This is a genomic window from Hymenobacter sp. BT559, from assembly GCF_017571525.1.
Taxonomy (GTDB): domain Bacteria; phylum Bacteroidota; class Bacteroidia; order Cytophagales; family Hymenobacteraceae; genus Hymenobacter; species Hymenobacter ginsengisoli.
Genome location: NZ_JAGETY010000008.1, coordinates 225,068 through 249,209 on the forward strand (window position 1 = coordinate 225,068; position 24,142 = coordinate 249,209).

General features: G+C 61.1%; 17 protein-coding genes. 4 read left to right on the forward strand and 13 right to left on the reverse strand.

The features are described from left to right. Window positions 1-26: 26 nt before the first annotated feature. From J4D99_RS13095 to J4D99_RS13125, 7 genes are all read right to left on the reverse strand, one after another. A complete protein-coding gene (locus tag J4D99_RS13095) occupies window positions 27-2,297 on the reverse strand; it encodes an NADP-dependent malic enzyme (RefSeq protein ID WP_208132163.1) in 2,271 nt (756 codons plus the stop codon). A gap of 179 nt (window positions 2,298-2,476) precedes the next feature. Further along, window positions 2,477-4,717 (reverse strand): LysM peptidoglycan-binding domain-containing protein, encoded by a 2,241-nt coding sequence (locus tag J4D99_RS13100; protein ID WP_208132164.1) that lies wholly within the window; start codon window positions 4,715-4,717, stop codon window positions 2,477-2,479. A gap of 117 nt (window positions 4,718-4,834) precedes the next feature. Continuing rightward, window positions 4,835-6,271: an Asp-tRNA(Asn)/Glu-tRNA(Gln) amidotransferase subunit GatA gene (gene gatA / locus J4D99_RS13105; protein WP_208132165.1), complete on the reverse strand. Its 1,437-nt coding sequence runs from the start codon at window positions 6,269-6,271 to the stop codon at window positions 4,835-4,837. Between the two features lie 3 nt (window positions 6,272-6,274). Next, complete coding sequence (locus J4D99_RS22215) at window positions 6,275-6,769, reverse strand: twin-arginine translocase TatA/TatE family subunit (RefSeq protein ID WP_208132166.1); 495 nt, start codon at window positions 6,767-6,769, stop codon at window positions 6,275-6,277. A gap of 41 nt (window positions 6,770-6,810) precedes the next feature. Further along, window positions 6,811-7,185 (reverse strand): twin-arginine translocase TatA/TatE family subunit, encoded by a 375-nt coding sequence (locus J4D99_RS22220; protein WP_208132167.1) that lies wholly within the window; start codon window positions 7,183-7,185, stop codon window positions 6,811-6,813. Between the two features lie 396 nt (window positions 7,186-7,581). Further along, window positions 7,582-9,087, reverse strand: a complete 1,506-nt coding sequence (locus J4D99_RS13120; protein WP_208132168.1) for a lipopolysaccharide biosynthesis protein — start codon at window positions 9,085-9,087, stop codon at window positions 7,582-7,584. A 77-nt stretch (window positions 9,088-9,164) separates the two neighbouring features. Continuing rightward, complete coding sequence (locus J4D99_RS13125; protein WP_208132169.1) at window positions 9,165-9,959, reverse strand: enoyl-CoA hydratase/isomerase family protein; 795 nt, start codon at window positions 9,957-9,959, stop codon at window positions 9,165-9,167. 239 nt (window positions 9,960-10,198) lie between these two features. On the opposite strand from J4D99_RS13125, the gene mscL reads away from it, so the two are divergent. Together mscL and J4D99_RS13135 are read left to right on the forward strand one after the other, a co-directional pair. Then, complete coding sequence (gene mscL, locus J4D99_RS13130) at window positions 10,199-10,624, forward strand: large conductance mechanosensitive channel protein MscL (protein ID WP_208132170.1); 426 nt, start codon at window positions 10,199-10,201, stop codon at window positions 10,622-10,624. Between the two features lie 87 nt (window positions 10,625-10,711). Beyond that, on the forward strand, window positions 10,712-11,143 hold the full coding sequence (locus J4D99_RS13135) for a hypothetical protein (protein WP_208132171.1): 432 nt from the start codon (window positions 10,712-10,714) through the stop codon (window positions 11,141-11,143). A gap of 177 nt (window positions 11,144-11,320) precedes the next feature. Here the strand turns inward: J4D99_RS13135 and infB are convergent, their stop codons facing one another. From infB to ggt, 4 genes are all read right to left on the reverse strand, one after another. Next, window positions 11,321-14,398: a translation initiation factor IF-2 gene (gene infB / locus J4D99_RS13140; RefSeq protein WP_208132172.1), complete on the reverse strand. Its 3,078-nt coding sequence runs from the start codon at window positions 14,396-14,398 to the stop codon at window positions 11,321-11,323. Between the two features lie 124 nt (window positions 14,399-14,522). Continuing rightward, window positions 14,523-15,860 carry a transcription termination factor NusA gene (gene nusA / locus J4D99_RS13145; protein WP_208132208.1) on the reverse strand — a complete coding sequence of 446 codons (1,338 nt, stop codon included), beginning with the start codon at window positions 15,858-15,860 and terminating at the stop codon, window positions 14,523-14,525. A gap of 117 nt (window positions 15,861-15,977) precedes the next feature. Further along, window positions 15,978-16,451, reverse strand: coding sequence for a ribosome maturation factor RimP (gene rimP / locus J4D99_RS13150; protein ID WP_208132173.1), 474 nt, complete (start codon window positions 16,449-16,451; stop codon window positions 15,978-15,980). Between the two features lie 373 nt (window positions 16,452-16,824). Next, a complete protein-coding gene (gene ggt, locus J4D99_RS13155; RefSeq protein ID WP_208132174.1) occupies window positions 16,825-18,579 on the reverse strand; it encodes a gamma-glutamyltransferase in 1,755 nt (584 codons plus the stop codon). 72 nt (window positions 18,580-18,651) lie between these two features. Between ggt and J4D99_RS13160 the strand changes: the two genes are divergently transcribed. Next, on the forward strand, window positions 18,652-20,715 hold the full coding sequence (locus J4D99_RS13160; RefSeq protein WP_208132175.1) for an alpha amylase C-terminal domain-containing protein: 2,064 nt from the start codon (window positions 18,652-18,654) through the stop codon (window positions 20,713-20,715). 135 nt (window positions 20,716-20,850) lie between these two features. Beyond that, a complete protein-coding gene (locus J4D99_RS13165; protein WP_208132176.1) occupies window positions 20,851-22,251 on the forward strand; it encodes a chloride channel protein in 1,401 nt (466 codons plus the stop codon). A gap of 10 nt (window positions 22,252-22,261) precedes the next feature. Here J4D99_RS13165 and J4D99_RS13170 read toward each other — a convergent pair whose 3' ends face one another. Further along, window positions 22,262-22,735 carry a YdeI/OmpD-associated family protein gene (locus J4D99_RS13170; RefSeq protein ID WP_208132177.1) on the reverse strand — a complete coding sequence of 158 codons (474 nt, stop codon included), beginning with the start codon at window positions 22,733-22,735 and terminating at the stop codon, window positions 22,262-22,264. A gap of 11 nt (window positions 22,736-22,746) precedes the next feature. Next, window positions 22,747-24,108, reverse strand: a complete 1,362-nt coding sequence (locus J4D99_RS13175) for a glycosyltransferase (RefSeq protein WP_208132178.1) — start codon at window positions 24,106-24,108, stop codon at window positions 22,747-22,749. Window positions 24,109-24,142 lie beyond the last annotated feature (34 nt).

The window sequence follows — 24,142 nt, forward strand, 5'->3', positions numbered from 1 at the left end:
CAAACTTCATCCTTCAAGCTCCGCAGCTACAGCGCCTTGCCGTCGCGCTGGGCGTCCACTACCGCAATGGCGGTCATGTTCACGATGTCGCGCACGCTAGCGCCGAGCTGTAGAATATGTACCGGCTTGCGCATGCCCATCAGCACCGGCCCGATTACCTCGGCGCCGCCTAGTTCCTGCATCACTTTGTAGGCAATGTTGCCCGACTCTACGTTGGGGAAAATCAGCGTGTTAGCGCCCTTCTCGGCCAGGGGCGAGAAGCCGTAGTTGTCTTGCAGCAGCTGCAGGTTCAGGGCCACGTTGGCCTGCATCTCGCCGTCGATGAGCAGGTCGGGGTAGCGCTGCTTGGCCAGCTCGGTGGCGCGGCGGGTTTTTTCGGGCAGCGGCCCCGAGTTGGAGCCGAAGTTGGAGTAGCTGATAACGGCCACCCGGGGCTCCGAATCGAAGAAGCGCACGGCCCTAGCGGTGAGACCGATAATCTCCACCATTTCCTCGGCCGTGGGGTCGATGTTCACGGTAGTATCGGCAAAGAAATACGGCCCTTTCTTAGTCTGAATGATGTACATCGACGACACCCGGCGCACGCCCTCGGCCGGCCCAATTACCTGCAGGCTCGGAATGAGGCTCTTGCCATAGTCCTTGGTCAGGCCCGTGATGCAGGCATCGGCGGCGCCGGTTTCGACCATCATGGCCGCGTAGTAGTTGCGCTCGCGCAGCAGGCGCTTGCCCTCGTAGAGCGTGATACCCCGGCGCTGACGCTTCTGGTACAGCAGCTGGGCGTAGCGGTTGCGGCCCTCGTCGTCCTTTAGAATGTCAAGAATCTCGCAGCCTTCTAGGTCGAGGTTATTGGCCTGGGCGATGGCCTGAATCTTGGCGTGCTGCCCTAGCAGAATGGGGAAGGCAATGCCCTCATCGCGCACAAGCTGCGCGGCCTTGAGAACCTTGTAGTTATCGGCCTCGGCAAACACTACCCGGCGCGGGCTCTGGCGCGCGGCCGAGGTGATGCGGTTCATCAGCTTCTGGTCGAGGCCCAGGCGGGCGCGCAGCTCATCTTCGTAGGCCACCCAGTCGGTGATGTGGCGGCGGGCCACGCCGCTCTCCATAGCGGCCTTGGCTACCGCCGGCGAGAGGCTGGTAATGAGGCGGGGGTCTAGCGGCTTAGGAATGAGGTAGGTGCGCCCGAAAGCCAGCGTGTTGTCGCCGTAGGCGTTGTTCACGATGTCGGGCACGGGCTCTTTGCTCAGCTCGGCCAGCGCACGCACGGCGGCCAGCTTCATCGCCTCATTTATCTCGGTAGCCCGCACATCGAGCGCGCCCCGAAAAATGTAGGGGAAGCCCAGCACGTTGTTCACCTGGTTGGGATGGTCCGACCGGCCGGTGGCCATAATCAGGTCGGGCCGGGTGCTGGTGGCCAGCTCGTAGCTGATTTCAGGCTCGGGGTTGGCCAGCGCAAATACGATGGGGTCATTGGCCATGCGCAGCAACAGGCCGGCCGGCAGCACCTTGGCCGCCGAAAGGCCCAGAAACACGTCGGCGCCTTCCATCGCCTCGTCGAGCGTGGTAATGGTACGCTCGGTGGCAAACTGCATCTGAATGGACGCTAGGTTGGTACGCTGGGCGTTGATAACTCCGTCTTTGTCAAAGACTACCACATTCTCTTTCTTCAGCCCTAGCGCCACGTAGAGCCGCAGGCATGAAATGGCCGCCGCGCCCGCGCCGCTCACCACCAGCTTAATGTCTTCGATGCGCTTGCCCACTACTTCGAGGGCATTGAGCAGGGCGGCCGACGAGATGATGGCCGTGCCGTGCTGGTCGTCGTGCATCAGCGGGATGTTCATCTTCTCGCGCAGCTCCGTTTCGATACGAAAGCACTCGGGTGCCTTGATATCTTCCAGGTTGATGCCGCCGAAGGTGGGCTCCAACGCCTTCACAATGCGAATAAACTCGTCGGGGTCAGTGGCGTCGATTTCGATATCGAATACGTCGATGCCCGCGAACTTCTTGAACAGCACCCCCTTGCCTTCCATCACGGGCTTGCTGGCGGCGGGGCCGATGTTGCCCAGCCCCAGCACCGCCGTGCCGTTCGAGATAACGGCCACCAGGTTGCCCTTGGCGGTATATTTATACACGTCGTCGGGATTTTGGGCGATTTCCTTGCAGGGCTCGGCCACGCCCGGCGAGTAGGCCAGCGCCAGGTCGAGCTGGGTGCTGACGGGCTTGGTGGGCACTACCTCAATCTTGCCCTGCGGGCTTTGCTCGTGGTAGGCTAGGGCATCTTCTCGGTTGATTTTGAGCATGGGAATGGGCAAAGAGTATCGGGCACGAGGCCGCAAGTTCCGGCTAAAATGCCGGATTGCCGGCGCCCATGCCCGCCCGGTTTAGCTCTTCGCTAAAGTAAAATGCTATTGGCTAGCCAATTAGTAGTGTCAGCGTGGCTGCCAGCTTTATCAGAGCAGCCAGACTCGCCGCAGTGGGGCTAGCTGGCCTGCACTACCAGCTTCTGCCCCAGCTTCACATCATCGGAAGTGAGGTGGTTGAGGCGGCGCAGCTCCTGCACGCTTACTTTAAAGCGGCGCGAGATATTGTAGAGTGTGTCGCCGGCCTGCACCGTGTGCGTGCTGAGGTGTGGCTCGGGCCGCTCGGTGGCGCCCCCGGGTGCCGGGCGGCTAGCCACCGCTAGGGCCGCCGAGCCGCTGAAGCGCAGGTGTTGCCCGGCTTGCACCGTTTCGGAAGGCAGCTGGTTCCATTCGCGCAACTGGGCTACCGTGACGCTGTGCGTCCGCGCTATATGCGTGAGGTCATCGCCTGGCCGCACGGTGTATAGCTCTGTCTTCGAAGCTGCATTAGGCTCTGGTTTGGCTGTTGAAGCCACGTCGGGAGTGCTAGCTTCGTGGGAAGCTATCGCCAGCGCTTTGCCCCGGCTGCGGCGAGTAGGAGCGGGCGGGGTTAGCGTATCAGCGCTGGCTAAAACCTCGCTAGCCTCGGTAGTAGGTGCGGGGCGAGCAGCGGCCTCAGCAGCTAAGCGTTGGGCCTTCTCTTGTGCCGCGGCCGCTTTGGCTAGCGCCGCTGCCCGGAAAATAGCCTGTTGCTGCTGCGCCGCGATGCGGGCTGCCTGTAGCTTTTGAGCCCGTAGCAACTCTTTAGCCTGCGCTGCTTCACGCTGCGCGAGGGCTTGCGCCTCACGCGCGTAGCGGGCATTGGCAGCGGCCAGCGTCTGGGTAGCGCTATCTACGGGCGCTATGCGGCGAGGAGTCGCCGGCAACGAAGTAGCCGCTACAGGAGTTGGCGCCTCGGCCCGGGGCAGCGGCACGAATACAACCAGCTCGCGGCCCGGGCGTAGGGTGGCGTGCTTGGGCAGCTCATTCCAGCGGCGCACCTGGCTAGGGCTCACGTCAAACTTTTCGGCCACGCTGGCTACCGTTTGGCCGCGGCGCACCGTGTAGTAAACCCGGCGGTGGCGTGGGGCCGCCTCACTGGCTTCGGCGCGCGGGCCCGTAGTGGCTGCTAGCTCATCGTGGCTCGGCCAGGGCGTAGTGCCCGCTAAGCGAGCCACGCGAGTGGGCAGCGGCTGCGGCAGCTCATTCAGCGGCTGACAGTAGGCTAGCAGCGTGGCCCGGTCAACATCACCGAGGTGCTCGCGGGCGGCGCTGGGGTAGCGCAGCACGTAGGGCCGGTAGCCGGCAGGCAGGCCGCCGTGGCGCACCTCGGGGTTGTAGCGGCCCAGCGTAAGCGAATCTTCGTAGCCCAGGGCGCGGCTGAGGCGGCGCAGGTCGAGGGCCTGGCCGCGCAGGCTTAGCGTATCGAGCGGCTCATAGCGTTGGTAGCGCAGTGTTTGGTCATTGAGACTGTGCTCGTTGGCGTACTTCATGGCGTACATAATTGCCGTGAAGGTGGGCACGTAGTTGCGGGTTTCGGCCGGCAGGTGCGGGTAGAGGTCCCAGAAGTTGCGCTTGCCGGTTTTGCGCATCACGCGCTGCATATTGCCCGCCCCCCAGTTGTAGGCCGCCAGCACCAGCTCCCAGTCGTGAAACACGCCGTAGAGGTAGCGTAGGTGCTTGCAGGCGGCTTCGGTGGCTTTTTCGGGGTGCATGCGCTCATCCACCCACTCGTCGCGCTTCAGGCGCAGGTCGTTGGCCGTGGGTGGCATAAACTGCCACAAGCCCACTGCACCCACCGGCGACTTGGCCGTAGGTATGAGGGCCGACTCAACGACTGATAAATACTTAAGCTCTAGCGGTAAGTTATACTGCGCCAGGTATTTTTCGAACGTTGGGAAGTAAAACTGCTCACGTTCCAGCACACGTTGCGTGTAGCCGCGCTGCCGCTCCGTAAACAGCCGCACATAAGCCAGCACCGCCGCATTAAACTGATGCGGTGCCTGGGTTTCGATGCAGCCCATGCGGTCGTTCACCGTTTCGTAGAGCGTGGCGGGCGTTTGCAGCCATACCAGGCGGGCCGAATCCACAGCCGGCTCCTCCAGCGGCTCGGCCGCCAGCGAGTCGAGCGTGGCGGGCGGTAGGTCTACCACCTGCCGAATGGTATCGCCCGGAATAAGCGTGGAAGGCGGTGGGGCCGGGGCTGCCTCATGGCGGTGGTGCACTCGCTGCGCCACTGCCGGCACGGCCCCCAGCGTGAGGGCTAGCACTAAAAGCCGCCGCGTGAGGCGCGGCTTGCGCGGGCTAGGGGCGGGCGCGGGCAGTTGGTGCAAAGCTTTCATAGGGCTAAGGTAAATGACAATTACTGAACTACCTAACCAAACGCTAGGGGCGCAACAGTACGGCCTACTGGCCGGCACTGTTGCGCCCCTGCATCTTTACTAAAGCCGCTGGCTAACCTAATTGGCGGCCTCTACGGCGGTGAGCGAGCCGGCAAAAGCCAGTAAATCAGCTTCCCGGAAAGCCCCACTTAGTATCTGCAAGCCAATTGGCAAGCCTTCATTGTCAACCCCGGCCGGAATAGAGATAGCCGGTACCCCGGCCAGCGAAGCCTGAACCGTAAAAATATCCGCCAGGTACATGCTCACCGGGTCTTGCTTCTCACCAATCTTAAATGCTGTGGTGGGCGTAGTGGGTAGCACCAGGAAGTCATATTGCCGCAGCAGCTCGTCGGTCTTCTCCTTGATAAGCCGGCGCACGCGTTGTGCTTTGGTATAGTAGGCGTCGTAGTAGCTAGCGCTCAACACGAAGGTGCCCAGCATAATGCGGCGCTGTACTTCAGGCCCAAAGCCTTGGGCGCGGGTTTTTTTATACAGCGATTCGAGGTCCGTTACATCGGGCGCGCGGTAGCCGTACTTCACCCCATCGAAGCGCGAAAGGTTGGAGCTGGCTTCGGCCGTGGTGAGGATGTAGTAGGTCGGAATCATCTCCTCCAGCATCGGAAACTCAACCGGCTCCACTACGTGGCCCTGGCTGCGTAGCGTGGCTAGGGTATCTTCTAAGGCAGCGTGCACCTCGGGCTGCAAGCCGGGCCGGTCGATGGCGTTGGCAATGTACCCAATACGGTATTGCGGGGCGGGGGTGAGCAGTTCGCTGTAGGCGGGCACAGTCTCCTGGCTGGCTGTGCTGTCATAACCATCGGGGCCAGCCATTACCTCTAGCAGGCGGGCCGCATCCTCTACCGAGTGGGTAATCGGGCCGATTTGGTCAAACGACGAGGCGAAGGCCACCAGGCCGTAGCGCGAGATGCGCGAATACGTTGGCTTAAGCCCAATAACGCCGCAAAAAGCCGCTGGCTGGCGCACCGAGCCGCCCGTATCGGAGCCGATGGAAGCCAGACACATATCGGCCTGCACGGCCACGGCCGAGCCGCCGCTGCTGCCGCCGGGCACCCGGCTAGGGTCCTGCGCATTGCGCACCACTCCGAAAGCCGAGTTCTCGTTTGAGCCGCCCATGGCAAACTCGTCGCAGTTTTGGCGGCCAATGAAAATGGCATCCTCCGCCAGTAGGCGCTGCACGGCTGTGCCCGTGAAGAGCGACTTAAACCCGTCGAGAATGCGGGAGCTGCTTTGCAGCGAGTGGCCCTGGTAGGCGAGTACGTCTTTGAGGCCGATAACCATGCCGGCGAGCTTGCCGGCCGTGCCCTGGGCTAGCTTTTCATCGATGGCGGCGGCTTGTTGGCGGGCTTCGTCGGCCCACACTTCCAGGAAAACATTCAGCTCCGCGTTGCGCTGGCTGATAGTATCGAGGTAATACTCAACGAGCTGGCGGCAGGACGTGGTGCCCGCCGCCAGCTCGCGCTGAATTTCCGAAAGGGAAGAAAACAGAGGTTTCAAATCTTAAGCTCCGGTTGATGACTGGTCGAGGCGGGGCCGTGTACCGGGCACGCCATCGGCCGTGGGCGGAATGGGCGTGCTCTGGTGGTAGGTCGGCTGGTCTGCCGTCGGCAAATCTACGGCACCCGGCGCAGTATAGTCAGCTACCGGGGGCACATAGTCGCCCGACATTGGCGTAGTCGGCGGCACCGCCGACGGCTGGTAGGGGGCGGGCTGCTGGCCGTAGTTCGGCTGATTTGGGTTATAGGGTTGGTTAGGGTTATAACCCTGGTTGTTGTAACCTTGGTTATTATATCCCTGGTTTGGGGCCTGCTGACCAGCACGCTCAAACTCGTTACGGATTTCGCTGCTAGCGTCCTTAAACTCGCGGATGCCCTTGCCCAGGCCCCGCGCCAGTTCCGGAATCTTATTGGCGCCAAAGAAAATAAGAATGACGACCATAATCAGAATCAGCTCAGAGCCGCCGATATCGCCGAGAAAAAGCAAAGGAGAGTTCATCAGAAGAAGAAATAAAAGCGAAGGATAGCGCCGCTTGCTGCTTAGCTAGCGGGGGTAGTAGGATTATAAGGAGCGGGGGGCACTTGGCCTTGGGCGGGCGGCCCATACTGTTGGGGCTGCTGCGGGTAGCCGTTTTGGTTATACTGCTGCGGCTGCTGGTTGTAGCCAGGCTGCTGTGCGTAGCCACCTTGCTGCGGGTAGCCGCCCTGTTGGTAGCCGGGCTGCTGGTTATAGTTCGGGTTAACCGGCTGTTGCGGCTCGGGGTTGCTGGCATCCTTAAACTCGCGCACGCCCTGGCCTACACCCCGAAACAGCTCCGGAATGCGCTTAGCCCCAAAGAACAGTACCAGAATAAAGATTATGAAGATAATGGTTCTGGGGTTGCTCAGAAACAGAAAAAGCGTGGATAGTAGCATGAGGAGAACGACGGGGTGACCGTGGCAAGTGGTGAAAACGAAGATACGTAAAAACGGAGGCTTTGGACTGGCAAAGGTACCGGCGACGAGCGCAACTTAGCCGCCAGCTAGGAGTTCAAGCGGCTAGCCTGCTTGAAAGCTCAACATATAAAATTCCGGCATTTTATCCATCTTAAGTGCAAATCGGCAAGGTTTTAAAGCCGTTAAGACGTTTAAATGACAGATTCATCGAAAACAATTAGTACTTCACCGATAAATATTGCACCTTTGTATCGGTTAGCAGCCTTACCGGAGCTGTGCTGTTTATGCAGTCAGCCGAGGCAGAGGAAGTTGGCTAAGTTTGTTTTCATAGCTCAGAAAGGCATCGGACACTGTTCGATGCTTTTTTTTGTCCTGTTAAGCCCGGAAGCCGCGTCGCGCCTCCACTAAGTAAACCAGCCCCGCAAAGACTGCCGGGAGTGCAAATCCTAGCACGTAGCCCAGCCTCGTGTGGCCCACCGCTTGGCCCAGCCCCACCAGCCCCACGGCCCCTAGTAACCAGAGCAACAGTCGCTTTACTGGATAGGGCACCGGGAAGTGGCGCTCGCCCAGCCACCAGCACAGCGCGGCCATCATAAAGTAGCAGGCTAGGGTGGCCCAGGCACTACCTACATACCCTAGCACCGGAATCAGCAAGAAATTGAGTGCGATGGTAAGTACTGCCCCGGCGGCCCCGATGTAGGTGCCAAAGTAGGTCTTGTCGGTTAGCTTAAACCAAACGGAGAGGTTATAATAAACCCCCAGAAACAGGTTGGCTAACAGCAGGATGGGCACTACGCTCAACCCGGTCAGGTACTCGGGCCTTTTTAGGAAAAGTGGTCCTATCCAGTTTAAATTCAGGCTGATAGCTACGAAAATGAAGGCGCAGCACAACGTAAACCACTTGAGTACCAGCGCAAATGTCGCCGGTGAGTTTTTCTCTGTACTCTGGGAAAAGAAGAACGGCTCGGCAGCGTAGCGAAACGCCTGAATAATAAGCGACATGAAGATGCTGAGCTTGTAGCAAGCCCCGTACACACCCACTGCAGCCAGCTGGCTCAGGCCCGGATAAAAATGAGCCGGCAGCCAGGCTGGCAGCAAAATGCGGTCAAGCGTTTCATTGACCATGCCGGCCAGGCCCATGAGCATAAGCGGCAGGGCATAGGCTAGCAGCGGCTGCAAAAAATCGAGCCGCGGCCAGCGGAAGCGGAAATCCAACAACTCGCGCCCGAGCAGCAATAGCGTGAGTGCCGAGGCCGCCAGATTGCTTAAGAACACGTAGCCCACGCCCAGGCTGGGGTTGTATACCGTTGCCACCAGCGGCCGCAGGCCGGCTAGCAGGCTACCCGGCGCGCTGTGCGCTACGGCCGGGCACAGCACAATGAAAAACAGATTTAGCCCCACGTACAACAGGATGTTGGTGAGACGAATAGCTGCAAATTTGCGGGCTTTGTTTTCGAGCCGCAGTCGGGCAAATGGCAGCGCGGCTACCGCATCGAGGCCCAGTATCAGCGCTACCCAAATGGCATATTCGTCGTGGCCCGGTGGCAGGTGTAGCAGCCCGAGCAGTGGCCGGGCCAGCAGCGCCAGCAACACGGTGAGGACCACGCTGCTGAGCAAAAGTAGGCTTAGGGTGCGGTTGTAGAGCTCGCGCCGGTCTTCGCCAGGACGGTTGGCAAAGCGAAAAAACGTTGTTTCGAGCCCATAGGTGAATACCACGTTTAGAAACGACACGTAGGCGTAAAGCCCCGTTACAATACCATACTCGGCCGCTGCGAAATGGGCCGTATAAATAGGTACCAGCAGGTAGCTGAGCACCCGCCCTACGATACTGCTAACGCCGTAAATGGCCGTTTGAGAGGCCAGTTTCTTTGCAATCCCCATGCGCACATAAAGGCCGGCGTCTGGCTTACGAAGCTACCTGGGTAGCGCTTCAGCCCGGCCGCCGGCCTCCCTAAAAATTAATTGCCAGTAAATACTGCCGGGCGCTTTTCCAGAAAAGCAGCAGTGCCTTCTTTAAAATCAGCCGTACCAAACGCTTGGCCGAAGGCGCTAGCCTCAGCCGCGTAACCCGCCTCGCCGCCGTGGTCAAAATAGGTGTTGACGCAGTCGATAGTCAGGCCTATCGCTACCGGCGCCTTGCTTAGTATCTTCAGCAGCATGCTTTTGCAAAAGGCCAGCAGCTCGGCCTGGGGCACTACGTGGTTGGCCAGGCCCAGGCGTAGCGCCTCGTCGGCCTTTACCTGGTCGGCGGTGAGCAGCAGCTCCAACGCCTTGCCTTTGCCTACTAGCTGCACCAGGCGCTGGGTACCACCATAGCCCGGCAGCAGGCCCAGGTTTACCTCGGGCTGGCCGAAGCGGGCGTTTTCCGAAGCCACCCGAATATGGCAGGCCATGGCTAGCTCGCAGCCACCGCCTAGCGCAAAGCCATTTACGGCCGCCACTACGGGCTTAGGGCTGGTTTCGAAACGCCGAAACACGTCCTGCCCCTTGGCAGAGGCCTCCTGCGCCCCCGGTCCACTTAGCTGGGCCAGCTCCGAGATGTCGGCCCCGGCTACGAAAGCCTTCTCGCCGCTACCCGTGAGCAATATCCCGCGTACGGCCTCGTCGGCCCGCGCATGGTCAATAGCCTGGCCTAGCTCGGCTATCGTGGCAGCGTTGAGCGCGTTGAGCTTGGTAGGCCGGTTGACGGTAAGCGTGAGGATACCGCTGGCAGTGTCCAGGTCATAAAGTAGATTTTCGAATGAGGCAGCCATGAGCAAGTGAAAAGGTGGGCGAAAAGCTAGCGCTGCAAAGGTACGGCGCTGGGCTAGCCCCACTTTCAGCGGCGGAAGTAGTCCATTGGCCGCGTAAATACCTTGGCTGGGCGAACTATCGGTTAATCGCGTGCATATTGCGCTAAACTTTGTGTCGGTCAGCCACATCGGCTAGTAGACAATGTTATTGTCTGAGCAAAGTGCCTCCTTCTCCCTCTATCATTTTCTCTTTTCTCCTTATGAGCTTTGTTTCCGAATTCAAAGAGTTTATTTCAAAAGGCAATGTGCTCGACTTGGCAGTAGGTGTCATCATCGGTGGGGCCTTTGGCAAGATTGTCTCGTCCCTGACCGACGATATCATTATGCCTGTGCTAGGGGTGCTAACCAATGGCGTTGATTTCAAAGACTTATTCTTTACGCTCAACGGGCAGCACTACAAAACGCTTGAGGAAGCCAAAAAGGCGGGCGCCGCGGCCGTGGCCTACGGCAACTTTCTCAATGCTATTATTTACTTTCTTATCATCGCATTCGTCATTTTTTGGGTAGTGAAGTTGGCCAACCGCTTCAAAAAACCAGTTGTGGTAGTTGCGCCGGTGGCTCCCACTATTACCCGCGAGCAAGAGCTGCTTGCCGAAATCCGCGATTCCTTGCGCGCGCGCTCCTAAAAAGCGCTTGGCTAAACTAGCCGGAACTTCTGCTGCTGCACCGGCATTTCTGGGGTACTGCTCTTCGCTTATTCGTAGCTTCGACCTGTGAAAAAACTGACCTTTCTTGCTCCGGTAGCCTTTGCGGCGTCGCTGCTTGCTGCTCCTGCTGCCCAGGCGCAGACCACGGCCCCCAATTTTCCGATGCTTGGCAGCTCAAAGCAGCCTGCTGCCCCTAGCGCGCCCGACAATGCCCGCACTCGCCGCCAGCAGCAAATGAGCCCCGAAGATGCGGCCCGTGACCAGCAACTGCAGCTCTTAGAGGCGCGCACTGGTAATACGAGCCTTGGCGCCGAGCGTGGTGGCCCCTACCGCCAGATGGATAAAGCTGGCAGCTCTTTCACCCTGCGCAAGTTTCGGGCGCTGCCCGGCCAGGAGCAGGAGCGCGGCGTGTCGCGCCGCGTAATAATGGGTGGACGCACGAAGGGCAAGCCCCTCGTGCACGAACACGGCCGTAAAAAGAAGTTCTTGTTATTCTAAGCCACGGATTCCGGGTGATTTTTCGGCTTACGTGATTTTGGTAGATGGTTCCCAGCATAAGTTGGGAGCCATTTTTATGGGCTCGCTCCTCAGTAAACAAAAAAGGCTGCCCTAGCAGGCAGCCTTTTTCGTTCGTCCACAGAATCCGCGTAATCCGGCCGAATTCGTAGGCTGGAATTACAGCTTGCGCTTGATTTCCTGCTCTTCGAAGCCCTCAATATTGTCGCCCTCTTGCAGGTCGTTGAAGTTCTTCACCGAAATACCGCACTCGTAACCCTGGCGCACCTCCGACACATCGTCTTTGAAGCGCTTGAGGTCTTGAATGTCGCCGGTATACTGCACGATGCCATTGCGCACCACGCGCACCTTGGTTTTGCGGGTGAAGGTACCATCCGTCACCATGCAACCACCGATGGTGCCCACTTTGGTGATGTTGAATACCTGGCGTACTTCGGCGTTGGCTACCACTACTTCGTGCAGGGTGGGGGCTAGCATGCCCTCCATGGCGTCCTTCACTTCGTTGATGGCATTGTAGATGATAGAGTACAGGCGTACGTCAATCTGCTCTTGCTCAGCCAGTTTGCGGGCGCTTTGCGAAGGCCGCACCTGGAAACCGATGATGATGGCATCGGAGGCCGAAGCTAGCAGCACGTCGCTTTCCGAGATAGCACCTACGCCTTTGCTTAGGATGTTCACCTTCACTTCGGGTGTACTCAGCTTCAGCAGCGAGTCGGAGAGTGCTTCTACCGAGCCGTCCACGTCACCTTTCACCAAGATGTTGAGCTCCTTAAACGAGCCGATAGCCAGACGGCGACCAATCTCGTCGAGGGTGATGTGTTTCTTGGTGCGGATGCTCTGCTCGCGGGCCAGCTGCTGGCGCTGGGTGGCCAGTTCGCGGGCTTCGCGCTCCGTTTCCATTACTTGGATGCGGTCGCCGGCCTGCGGGGCTCCCGTGAGGCCTAGCACCTGCACCGGTGTAGCGGGCCCGGCCACCTTTTTCTTCTTGCCGCGGTAGTCGGTCATGGCCTTTACGCGGCCGTAGTGCGGGCCAGCCAGCACGATATCGCCGACATTAAGCGTACCGGTTTGCACGAGCACGGTGGTTACGTAGCCGCGGCCTTTGTCCAGCTCAGCTTCGATAACCGTGCCTACTGCGTTGCGGTCGGGGTTGGCTGTGAGTTCGAGCAGCTCGGCTTCGAGCAATACTTTCTCCAACAGGTCGTCCACGCCGAGACCCGACTTGGCCGATACTTCCTGGCTTTGGTACTTGCCGCCCCACTCTTCCACCAGAATATTCATCTGCGAAAGCTCTTCGCGGATTTTCTCCGGGTTGGCCGTGGGTTTATCGACCTTGTTGAGCGCGATGATAATCGGTACACCAGCCGCCTGGGCGTGGTTGATGGCCTCCTTGGTCTGGGGCATCACCGAGTCGTCGGCCGCGATTACAATAATGGCAATGTCTGTCACTTTCGCACCGCGGGCACGCATAGCCGTAAAGGCTTCGTGGCCAGGCGTATCAAGAAACGTAATCGGCGAGCCCGATTTAGTTTTTACCTCATAGGCACCGATGTGCTGGGTAATACCGCCAGCCTCACCTTTGGCCACATTCGCTTCGCGGATGTAGTCGAGCAGCGACGTTTTACCGTGGTCGACGTGACCCATGATAGTCACGATGGGCGCGCGGGGCTGCAAGTCCTCGGGAGCGTCGGTGAGGTCGATGGCTTCCTCGTCTTCTTCAGCCGACAAGAACTCGACATCGTAGCCAAACTCGTCGGCGATAACTGTGATGGCTTCGGCGTCGAGGCGCTGGTTGATTGACACGAACATGCCCATACCCAGGCACACCTTGATTACCTCGTTCACGTTCACATCCATCAGCGACGCGAGGTCGTTGGCCGAAATGAACTCGGTTAGCTTCAGTGTTTTGGCGTCAAGCTCGTTCTGGGCACGCAACGCTTCGCGCTCTTCAGCGGCCATGCCCCGCTTGTCGCGGCGATACTTGGCGCGGTTGGCTGCGGCATTGGTTTTGCCGCCGCTGAGCTTAGCGAGCGTAGCCTTGATTTGCTCCTGAATCTGCTTGTCGTTCTGCTCGGGCGTGAGCGGTACTTGAGGCGTAGCAGGACGGTTGTTGCCTTGGCCGGGGCGGTTGCCTTGACCCGGGCGGTTGCCCTGACCGGGGCCGCTGGGGCGATTGCCACCTTGTCCCTGACCACCGGCGGGGCGGTTGCCTTGGTAGCCCCCACCTTGTCCGGTAGTAGTGCCAGTGTTTGCTCCACCGCCCGGCTGACCGGGCGCCGGTAGGCGCTGGCGCTTTTTCTGGTTAGCATTGCCAACGCCGCTCTTGCGCACGTCGGACGAGGCCACGGGGCGCGGCCCACGGCCTCCAGGCCCACGGCGACTCGAATCAACCGGGAGTTGAATCTTGCCTAATACCGTCAGGCCTTTCAGCTGGTCGGCCTTGGCCGTGATGGTACCTTCTTCCGCCGCAGGGGCTGGGGCCTCGGGGGCGGCAGGTGTAGTAGCTGCCGGGGCGGCCGGCGCAGGGGCTGGGGCAGCAACTGCTTCTGTCGCGACAGGCGGCGTTGGAGGGGCAGGCACAGCCGTTACCGGGGCAGCAGCCACCGGCGCGGCCGTATAAGTAGGCGTAGCAGGACGAGCCGGGGCCGGCGCTACGGGCGTAGCGGCCGGGGCTGGTTTAGCCTCAGCTACCGGAGCCGGGGCAGCCGCCGGGGCTACCGGGGCTGGCTTTGCTTCGGCGGCCGGCGCAGCGGGCGCTGCCGGACGAGCCGGAATAACACGACCTTTGCTGTCCAGCTCAATCTTGCCTAGTACCTTGAGGCCAGGCGTTTTAGGGGCTTCTACCGGGGCTGCCGCTGGCTGTGCGGCGGGTGCCGTAGCAGCTACTGGTGCCGGAGCAACTGGTGCCGCCGCTACCGGAGCCGCTACAGGCGTTGTGGCCGGCGCAGGCTTGGGAGCAGGGGCTGGCGTCGGCGCAGGCTTAGCCACGGCGGCCTGAGCCTGGGCATTCAGCTCGCTCTGCCGGCGCGCCTGGGTGTGGCGCTGTGCCTCCTGCTTGTCTTGGGCCGAAGCCGCAAATTCTTTTTCCAATAAGCTTACCTGCTCACCCGTGAGCTTGGTAGTAGGCTTATTCTCTACCGCAATCCCTTTGCGGGAAAGGGCCTCGACGGCCCGGTCGATGCCAATGTTCAGGTCTTTGGCTGCCTGTAGTAGCCGTTTCGGGGTTGCTTCCGCCATTCTAATAAGTCGCGAACGAATACGTTCAGAGTGCAAAGGTAAAGATTAAATCTGGCCAGCAGGCTATAAACCAAGCCTACTGGCTCGATTTAATAACTTACCCGCTGGCGGTTGGCCCCGGCCCTCATTGGGCGGCCGGAGCGCTGTCGGTGTCGTCGTTGGCAGCTGGTGTAGTTGCCGGGCTGGGTGCCGCAGCACCAGCCTCAGTCGGCAGGTCGTCGTCGTCGGCAAATTCCTGGCGGATTACGCGGTATACATCGTCTACCGTTTCTTCCTCCAGTTCGGTGCGGCGCACAATGTCATCCTTCTTCACCGCCAGCACCGCACGGCCAGTGTCGAGGCCGATTTTCTTGAGCTCGGCGATAACCCAGGGCTCGATTTCGTCGGTAAACTCGTCGAGTGCGATATCTTCTTCGTAGTCGGTAGCCTCGCGGAATACGTCGATTTCCATACCTACCAGGCGGCTTGCCAGCTTAATGTTGGCACCGCCCCGGCCGATAGCCAGGCTCACCTGGTCGGGCTTCATGAACACGGAAACCCGGCCGGTTTGTTCACTGATTTTCATCGAGCCAACCTTGGCCGGCGACAGGGCCCGCGAGATAAATAGCTCCAGGTTGTCGGTGTAGTTGATGATGTCGATGTTCTCGTTCATCAGCTCGCGCACCACCGGGTGGATGCGGCTGCCTTTCATACCCACGCAGGCGCCCACCGGGTCGATGCGCTCGTCGTAGCTTTCTACGGCCACTTTGGCACGCTCGCCGGGCTCACGCACCACGTTTTTGATGCTGATAAGACCGTCGTAAATCTCGGGTACTTCCTGCTCAAACAAGCGCTCGAGGAAGGCCGGCGCGGCGCGACTCAGGATAACCTTGGGCGTGCCGTTTACTACATCGACGCGGTGCACCACAGCGCGCACGGTGTCGCCCTTGCGGTAGCGGTCCTTGGGTATCTGCTCGCTCTTGGGCAGCACGAGCTCATTCTCGTCCTTGTCCAGAATGAGGGCCTCGCGGCTCCATACCTGATACACTTCGCCGGTGATGATTTCGCCCACCAGGTCCTTGTATTTCTGGTACAGGTTGTCGCGCTCCATGTCCTTCACGCGCTGAATCAGCGTTTGGCGGGCTAGCAGCACGGCGCGGCGGCCAAAGTCATCAATCTTGATGCGCTCGGCCACCGATTCGCCAATCTCGAAGTCGGGCTCAATCTTTTGGGCTTCGGCCAGCGGAATCTTGTCGAGGTCCCAGATATCCTCGGAGTCATCGTCCACGATTTCGCGGTTGCGCCAGATTTCGAGGTCGCCGTTGTCGGGGTTGATAATCACGTCGAAGTTCGAGTCATCCTCAAACTTTTTGCGAATCATCGTCCGGAATACGTCGTCGAGAATCGACATCATCGTGGGCCGGTCGATGTTGCGGCTTTTGGCGAACTCCTGGAAGTTCTCGATGAGCATCCGGGCGTTCAGGTCAGCTTGCGCAGCGGCGACTTCCTGGGGGCTAGGGGTTGCTTTTTTAGCCATGAGAAAAAAGGGTTTTAACCGGGCCGGCTAACCTAGCTGCGGGGCAGGGCTAGCCAGTAAGGCTTACTTAAAGGAGATAACAACTTTCGCTTCCTTAATGTCCCCGAAAGGAATAAAGACGGCGGGCAGCGTAGTTTTCTTGGTTTTTACTTTTACAACCTCCTCCAGTTCAATGCCTTCGGGGGTGACGGCGGTCAGCGGGCCAGTCTTTTCGGCACCGTCGGCCAGCTTCAAAGCCAGGCTGCGACCCACGTGGCGCTGATACTGGCGCGGGTCGGTAAGAGGCTGGTCAGCGCCGGGCGAGGTCACTTCGAGCGAATACGCGGCATCCTCCCCGTAGGCCTCTTCGAGGCCGCGGTTGAGGCGGCGCGTCACCTGGGCGCACTCCTGAATGCCGAGGCCGTTGGGGCCATCGAGGGTGGCGGTGATTTTAGGCATCACCGAGTCCGACACGGTGAGGTCAACTACATACAACCCGCTGTCGCCGAGGGCGTCGGCGAGCAGTTGCTGAATGCGGTGGCGGTCAAATTGAGCCATGACAGGCGGGGGATAGGGCAAAAAAAGAGGGGACTGCGCGTCCCCTCTTTTCAGATTGAATACCAATTTCTGGTGCAAAGATACAAACTTTTTCGTGATTCTATGCGCCAGGCCTTTTCTCTAGAAGGGCAAAGCCAACCAAGCCGAAAGGCATCCAACTGCGAGTTCTTTATGCCACTTTAGCTCATCGCATAAGTCATTGCCCGTTACGTCGCTGATGCAGTTATTCTTGGCAGCCTTCTGGCCGGTTTCGTACTTCAGGCATACCATCGTATTAACAACGGCGCACCCTTCTAGGGCGCTAGCTATAATCAGAAAAGCGGCTAGGTAGCCTATAAGGCGATTTCTCATCAAGCGGAAGAACAATCAGCCATCAATACCCCACGGCTGCGTCGTCGCCCCTAGGGTCGGCGCCGCCTTCGAGGCGGCCGTCGGGCAGCACCCGAATGGCATCGAGGCGGCCCCAGGGCGTGCGGGGCTTAGGGTTAAAGCCGCGCTCCTGTAAGATCTTTTCGGCGGCGGGCGTGAGGGCGCCGGCTTCTACATCGAGCTGGTCGGGCAGCCACTGGTGGTGCATGCGCGGTGCGGCCACGGCCTCCTCGGCGTTGGCGCCGTAGTCGACTACATTCAGAATTGATTGCAACACTGTGGTAATGATGGTACTGCCACCTGGTGAACCCGTGACAAGGGCCAGATTGCCGTTTTTGGTCAGGATAGTGGGCGTCATGCTGCTGAGCATGCGCTTGCCGGGCGCAATGGCATTGGCGGTCCCACCTACCAGGCCGTACATGTTGGGTACGCCGGCTTTCGAGCTAAAATCATCCATCTCATTATTAAGCAGAAAGCCAGCGCCGGCTACCACTACCTTGCTGCCGTAGGCGCCGTTGAGGGTAGTGGTGCAGCTCACGGCGTTGCCCTGGGCATCGACTACATCGTAGTGCGTGGTTTGGTCGCTCTCGTAGCGTGGCAGGCCGGGGCCAGCCGTGATTTGCGCGCTAGGGGTGGCTAGCCCATCGGCGCGCAGGGTGCTGAAGCGCTGTTTATTATAATTTTTTTCGAGTAGTTGCGCCACGGGTACCTTTCCAAAATCGGGGTCGCCGAGGTAGGTGGCGCGGTCGGCATAGGCCCGGCGCTCGGCCTCGGTGATGAGGGCCACAGCGGCGGGCGTGTGGTAGCCCAGCTTGCCTAAGTTGCTAGGCTCCAGCATTTGCAAAATCTGGAGCAAGGCCACGCCGCCGCTGCTCGGGGGTGGCATCGTGATGACATCGTAGCCGCGGTAGGTGCCGCGCAAGGCGGCGCGCCACTTGGGTTGGTAGCCGTCGAGGTCTTGCTGGGTGATGAGGCCGCCGCCCTTTTTCATTTCGGCCAGTAGCAATTCGGCGGTGCGGCCCTGGTAGAAGCCGGCACGGCCTTGGTTCTGAATGCGTAGCAGCACGGCGGCTAGCTCGGGCTGCTTTAGGGTATCGCCTTTCTGCCACGCGGCAGCCCGCACAAAAGCGGGCGGTGAGCCGGGGTTATACTTCGTAAAGTCGGCTTGCGTGCGGTTGAGGCCGGCTGCTTCTTTCTCGGTAAGGGCCACGCCGTGGCTGGCCAGGCGCACGGCCGGCGCCACGAGCTTGGCCCAGGGCAGCTTGCCCATCTTTTGATGCAGCGCCACCATGCCTGCTACGGTGCCGGGCGTGCCCGTCGAAAGCGGGCCGTAGGTGCTGCGGCCGGGCACCACATTGCCCTGCGCGTCGAGATACATATCGCGGCTAGCCCCCACCGGGGCCGTTTCGCGGAAGTCGAGGGTGCCCGCGGGGCCCGCGTGGTCGCGATACACGATAAAGCCACCGCCGCCCACGTTGCCAGCCACCGGCAGCACCACAGCCAGCGCAAACTGCACTGCCACAGCCGCATCATACGCATTGCCACCCTGCTGCATAATGTCGCGGCCCACTTTTGAGGCCTCGGGGTGGGCCGATACTACCAGCGCGTGGCGAGCCACCACAGGCGCGGCGGCCGGCGGCAGCTGGTCGGCCACGGTAGAGCTAGCGATGCGGTGCGGTGCGGCTTTTTGCCCTAGCGCCGGGCCGGCGAGCGTAGCGGCCAGCAGAGCAGCCGACGAAAGGCGAGAAAACGTATGCATGCCGCAAAGTAGGCACAAAGGCCGCCCAACCGGGTAGTTGCCTACCTTTGAAAAGCCAATTTTTCCTTGCTTATGTCCGCCGAAATCCAGGATTCTCCCGCCGCACCCGTCGCCGCGCTGCCGCTCACCCAGGAAGATTCCTGGCTGCAACCCTACGAACCCGTGTTGCTGGCCCGCCAGCAGCGACTGGCCGAGCGGCTAGCCAGTATCAAGCAGGAATATGGCTCGCTGAGCAAGTTTGCCACGGCTCATCAGCGGCTTGGGCTGCACTACGATGCCCGCCGCCGCGGCTACGTGGTGCGCGAGTGGGCCCCCAGCGCCGAGGCGGTGAGCCTGGTCGGCGACTTCAACTTCTGGAACCGCCAGGCCGACCCGCTGCAAAAAGACGAGGCTAGCGGCGTGTGGGAAGGCTTTATTGCCGACGACGAAGCTGGCCGCCGCCTGGCCGCCGGCTCGCGCTACAAGCTGCACGTGGTAGCGCACGGCCAGGGCAAGGACCGCCTGCCCGCCTACCTGCGCCGCGCCGTGCAAGACCCCGAAACCAATGACTTTTCGGCCCAGCTGTGGGTGCCCGAAACACCGTTTAAGTGGGCCGACTCTACCTTCCGCATTCAGAATGCCACCAAGGGCCAGCCGCTTATCTACGAGGCGCACGTGGGCATGGCTCAGGAAGAGGGCCGCGTGGGCACCTACCGCGAGTTTGCCGACCATATTCTGCCGCGCATTCAGGTGGAGGGCTACAATACGGTGCAGCTGATGGCCATTCTGGAGCACCCGTACTATGGCTCGTTTGGCTACCACGTGGCCAATTTCTTCGCGCCCAGCTCGCGCTTTGGCACGCCCGAAGACCTAAAGTATCTGGTGAATGAGGCGCACCGGCGGGGCATCGTGGTGCTGCTCGACCTGGTGCACTCGCACGCCGTGAAGAACGAGGCCGAGGGGCTAGCCGACTTCGACGGCTCGGGCAACCTCTACTTTCACAAGGGTGAGCGCGGCAACCACCCCGGCTGGGATTCCAAGCTTTTCGACTACGGCCGGCCCGAGGTGCAGCAGTTTTTGCTCAGCAACCTGCGCTACTGGCTCGAAGAGTTTCACTTCGATGGCTTCCGGTTCGATGGCGTCACGTCGATGCTTTACCATCACCACGGCGAAGGCCACGCGTTCGGGGGCTACGACAGCTACTTTGGGCCCGACGCCGACGATGACGCCATTCTGTACCTGATGCTAGCCACTACGCTGGTGCGCGAGTTGAAGAAATCGGCCCTGCTTATTGCCGAAGACATGAGCGGCCTGCCCGGCCTGTGCCGGCCCCTTGCCGACGGCGGTGTGGGCTTCGACTACCGTCTGGGCATGGGCCTGCCCGATTTCTGGATTAAAACCCTCAAGCATAAGCGCGACGAAGACTGGGACCTCGGCGAGCTGTGGCACCAACTCGTGAACCGCCGCCAGGGCGAAAAAACGGTGGCCTACGCCGAAAGCCACGACCAAGCTTTGGTGGGCGATAAAACGCTCAGCCACTGGCTCTACGATGCGGCCATCTATACCAACATGGGTGTGCTCGATAGCGACCCGCGCGCGGCCAGGGCCACGGCGTTGCACAAGCTCATCCGGCTCATCACGCTGAGTGCGGGCGGCGAGGCCTACCTCAACTTTATGGGCAACGAGTTTGGCCACCCCGAGTGGGTAGACTTCCCACGGGCCGGCAACGACTGGAGCTACCATTACGCCCGCCGCCAGTGGAGCCTGGCCGACAATAAAGACCTGCGCTTCAGCCAGCTGCTGGCCTTCGACCAGGCTATGCTTCGGCTGGCCCGCGAGCGCCAGCTGCTTGTCAAAGGCCCCGCTAGCCTGCTCAACCTTGACCACAGCAACAAAGTCATCGCCTTCGAGCGGGCCGGGCTGGTGTTCGTATTCAGCTTTCACGTAAGCGAGAGCTTTTTCGATTATGGCCTGCCAGTGCCCGCCGTGGGCCGCTACCGCTTGCTGCTCAGCTCCGACCGGCCCGAGTTTGGCGGCTTCGACCGGCTCGATGAGCACGTGATTTACGACACGCTAGGGGGTGGGGGCACGGCCGAGGCGCCGCGCCTGCGGCTCTACGTGCCCAGCCGCACCGCGCTGGTACTGGCCCGCGCATAGGCTGCCGCGCCAGGCTAGCCGAAAGGCGCGGGCTTGGCTTGTTGCGCCAGGGCTGCGTTTTATTTTTTACTTCGGGGCCATCCAATAGCCGCCGGGGGCGTTATAAGGCCGCGTGCTTTAGATGTCTGTTCCCTTATGTCCGATTCATCTACCCGCTACGAACGGGTGCTTTCCTGGTTCGACCGGTACCTTATTCGCCCTCTGTATACCGACCGGGTGCGGCGCCTTATTCTGCAAAGCTTCCCGTTTTGGATGGCGTCCATCCTGACCGGACTGGTGGCAGTTGGGTACGAAAAAATGTTTGGCTGGGCCGAAGAGCTGAGCTTCACCTGGTTGCGGCAGACGCCCTGGCTGGCGTTTGTGCTCACGCCGGTGGCATTTGGCGCGTCGTGGCTGCTGGTGCGCGAGCTAGCCCCGGCGGCCCGGGGCAGCGGTATTCCGCAGGTAATGGCGGGCATTGAGCTCTCCAACCCCGCCCATCATCAGCACACCAACTACCTGCTGAGCCTGCGCGTGGCCGTAACCAAAGTGCTCAGCAGCGTGGTGCTACTATTGGGCGGCGGGGTTATCGGGCGCGAGGGACCCACCATTCAGGTATCGGCGGCTATTTTTAGGGCCATCAACCGCTTGCAGCCGGTCGGCTGGCCGCAGCTTTCGCGCCAGATTGCGCTGGTAACGGGTGGCGCCGCCGGGCTAGCCGCGGCTTTCAACACGCCGCTAGGTGGCATCGTGTTTGTGGTAGAAGAGCTGACCCAGATGCACATGGCGCGCTTCCGCATGGCCGTGTTTACGGCCGTTATCATTGCCGGCCTCACCGCCCAAACCTTTCTGGGTCCCTACCTCTACCTGGGCTACCCCAAGGTGATAGCCGCTACGGGCCGGGTGCAGCTGGTTGTTTTCCTGGTGGCCGTGGTGTGCGGCATCGCGGGGGCAGCCTTTGCCAAAACCCTGCTCTGGCTAGGCAATTACCGCAAGCGCTTCACATCGCTAGGGGCCCAGGCCGGCTGGGTGCTAGGCTGCGGCCTGCTGATGGCGGCCGTAGCTTTTGCGTTTGGGACGGAAAGTGTAGGCACCGGCAAGCCCATTATTAATCGCCTGCTTTTCCAAAATAACGGCCTGACGCCCTGGTACTTATTTCCGGTGCGGTTTGTAGGTATGGCACTCAGCTACAGCAGTGGTGGCGCGGGCGGCGTGTTTGCTACCTCGCTCAGCGCCGGAGCTATTCTGGGCGATGGGGTGGCCCGCCTGACTGGCGTGGCGGTGGCCGACCGCAACCTGCTCATTCTGGTCAGCATGGTAAGTTTTCTCACGGGCGTGGTGCGCTCGCCGTTCACGGCTGCCATCTTGGTGCTGGAAATGACGGACCGCCACTCAGCCATTTTTCAGCTGCTGATTAGCGGCCTGCTGGCCCAAAGTGCAGCCACCCTGCTCGACCGCCACTCGCTCTACGAGCACCTCAAGCAGGGCTTCATCCGGGAAGCGCTGAATTTTAATGCGCAGCCCACGGCTGCCCCTGCGCCAGCTCACGAAGAATGAGCCCCTGGCGCTACTCGCGCTTGCGCCCAATGCTGAGCCGATATACCGTTTCGGTGAGGCGCTTGGCGCGGGCGGTGGGGTTTTTGGCGCCCTTGAGGTAGCGCACGTAGGCGCGCTGCTCGGGCTTTTCGAGCTTTTTGAAGAAAACCAGCGCGGCTTCGTTTTCGGCCAGGGCCGCGGCCAAGTCCTCGGGCATATTTACGACGCGCTCGCTCAGGTCGTGGCGCAGGGCCACGTGCAGCACGTCGCCCACGGTTTTGCCCACGGCCCGGCGCACCTCGCGCGGCACCACCAGGGCATGGTAGCCATCGCCAATAGGGGCTAGCTCGCCTTGGTAGGGAAAGCCGTCGATGGCTGTCTGCACAGGCAGCTCGTCCTTGGTGCCATATACCTCGGCCACCGAAAACGGGGCTACCACAAATACGTCGCCGGTGCGCGGGTCGGCTTCGAGGGCCGCGTCAAATTCTTGTTCAAAGTCCGTCATCACCCGCAAAATTACGCCGGGCGCGGGCGGGCTTCGTGCAGGGCCTGCGCAATTGCCTCGGTAGCGGTGGCGGGCACCACCCGTACGGCGCCGGCCGCTAGCCCCAGTTCGTGGTGCAGGCGCTCGGCCAGGGTGGTAGTTTCGGTCAGTACCAGGTCGGCGCGGCGTAGGGCCTGGCGTTGCAACTCAGCTACCCAGCCTGTGGCCGTTTCGGCCGACTCATCGGCCGGCGCGGCTAGGGCGGCCACGTGCAGCACCAGCAGCCGGCCGGTGCGCTGGCGCAGCTCCTGCGCGGCTAACCAGGTAGGCCAGGCCGGCGCATAAATAACTTCGTAAGTAGGCTCGGCCAGTGCCACCGGCACCGCAAAGCGGGCATACTGAATAATTTGAAAGTTTAAGTCGGGCGCGGGATAGTGCTGGGCAGCCGGCAGCAAGGCAGCATGCGCAGGGCTAGCGGTGGCCGCGCCGTCGGGTGCGGGCTCGCTAGGGGCTGTCGGTGCTGGCGCTGAGGGCGCAACAGGCTGGCGCAGTGCAGCTAGTGCCTCGGGCCAGCTAGCCTGCTCGGGCAGGAGCGGAGCCTCTTCCGGCGGCGCGAGGTCAGGGCTGACCAGCTCAACCACTTCCGGCTCGTCGGCAGTGCTGGGCGGCAGGTCGGTTTCCAGGGCGGCAGCCTGGAGCATTGGCTCGGCCGAGGTGGTGGCAGCAGGCAACTGCCCGGCGGCTATTTCGGGGGCCGCAAGCGCAGTTATTGTGGGTAGAAATTGTTCGCTAGCTATGCTGCTCAGTGGCGCTGCGGGCCACTGAGTGGCCAACGAAGACCCTGGCGCCGCTAGGGGCTCAGCTGCGGAAGCAATATGCGGCGTGGCGCCTACATAAGGAGCGGCAGGAAGTGCTGCCCCTAGCCAGATAGGGGCGGGCAGGGGCCGGCCCGCCAGCCGGGCCAGCTGCGGCAGGCTGTGGCTGCCCAGGCGCAGCACGCGCACCGTGGCCCAGCCCAGGTCTGGCGCAGCAGCGGGGGCTAGCGCTACGGCCGGGCTGGGTAGTAGCAGCTCGTCGGCAGCCGGCTCGGCATCTTCTTCCAGTGCCTCGGCGCGAAGTAGCGCGGTAGCCGCCGGGGCAGGGGGCGGAGTTTCTACTAAGGCTGGAGCCAACTCGCTGGGATGTACTGCCTCCGGAGCCTGCGCAGCGGGTTCTGGCAGGGCTAGCGGCAGGTATTCTTCGGCGCTGAGGTGGTTGGGGGCGTCGGCCTGGGGCACCATCACCAAGATGGAATCGACGGCAGGGGCGGGAACTTGCGTGGCTGCTACCAGCGCCCGCACGGCCGGCGCCGCCTCATCCCAAGCCAGTACAAGCACGGCAAGGGGGGCAGGCAAATCGGCAGCGGGCAGTGACATCAGGCAGGTATTG

What these genes read in the sequence shown, in the direction of transcription:
- infB (WP_208132172.1), bottom strand. Translation starts at nt 14,398, where the DNA reads ATGGCGGAAGCAACCCCGAAACGGCTACTACAGGCAGCCAAAGACCTG.
- J4D99_RS13095 (WP_208132163.1), bottom strand. Translation starts at nt 2,297, where the DNA reads ATGCTCAAAATCAACCGAGAAGATGCCCTAGCCTACCACGAGCAAAGC.
- J4D99_RS13165 (WP_208132176.1), top strand. Translation starts at nt 20,851, where the DNA reads ATGTCCGATTCATCTACCCGCTACGAACGGGTGCTTTCCTGGTTCGAC.
- J4D99_RS13100 (WP_208132164.1), bottom strand. Translation starts at nt 4,717, where the DNA reads ATGAAAGCTTTGCACCAACTGCCCGCGCCCGCCCCTAGCCCGCGCAAG.
- J4D99_RS13120 (WP_208132168.1), bottom strand. Translation starts at nt 9,087, where the DNA reads ATGGGGATTGCAAAGAAACTGGCCTCTCAAACGGCCATTTACGGCGTT.
- J4D99_RS22220 (WP_208132167.1), bottom strand. Translation starts at nt 7,185, where the DNA reads ATGCTACTATCCACGCTTTTTCTGTTTCTGAGCAACCCCAGAACCATT.
- J4D99_RS13125 (WP_208132169.1), bottom strand. Translation starts at nt 9,959, where the DNA reads ATGGCTGCCTCATTCGAAAATCTACTTTATGACCTGGACACTGCCAGC.
- J4D99_RS22215 (WP_208132166.1), bottom strand. Translation starts at nt 6,769, where the DNA reads ATGAACTCTCCTTTGCTTTTTCTCGGCGATATCGGCGGCTCTGAGCTG.
- rimP (WP_208132173.1), bottom strand. Translation starts at nt 16,451, where the DNA reads ATGGCTCAATTTGACCGCCACCGCATTCAGCAACTGCTCGCCGACGCC.
- ggt (WP_208132174.1), bottom strand. Translation starts at nt 18,579, where the DNA reads ATGCATACGTTTTCTCGCCTTTCGTCGGCTGCTCTGCTGGCCGCTACG.
- J4D99_RS13170 (WP_208132177.1), bottom strand. Translation starts at nt 22,735, where the DNA reads ATGACGGACTTTGAACAAGAATTTGACGCGGCCCTCGAAGCCGACCCG.
- J4D99_RS13160 (WP_208132175.1), top strand. Translation starts at nt 18,652, where the DNA reads ATGTCCGCCGAAATCCAGGATTCTCCCGCCGCACCCGTCGCCGCGCTG.
- mscL (WP_208132170.1), top strand. Translation starts at nt 10,199, where the DNA reads ATGAGCTTTGTTTCCGAATTCAAAGAGTTTATTTCAAAAGGCAATGTG.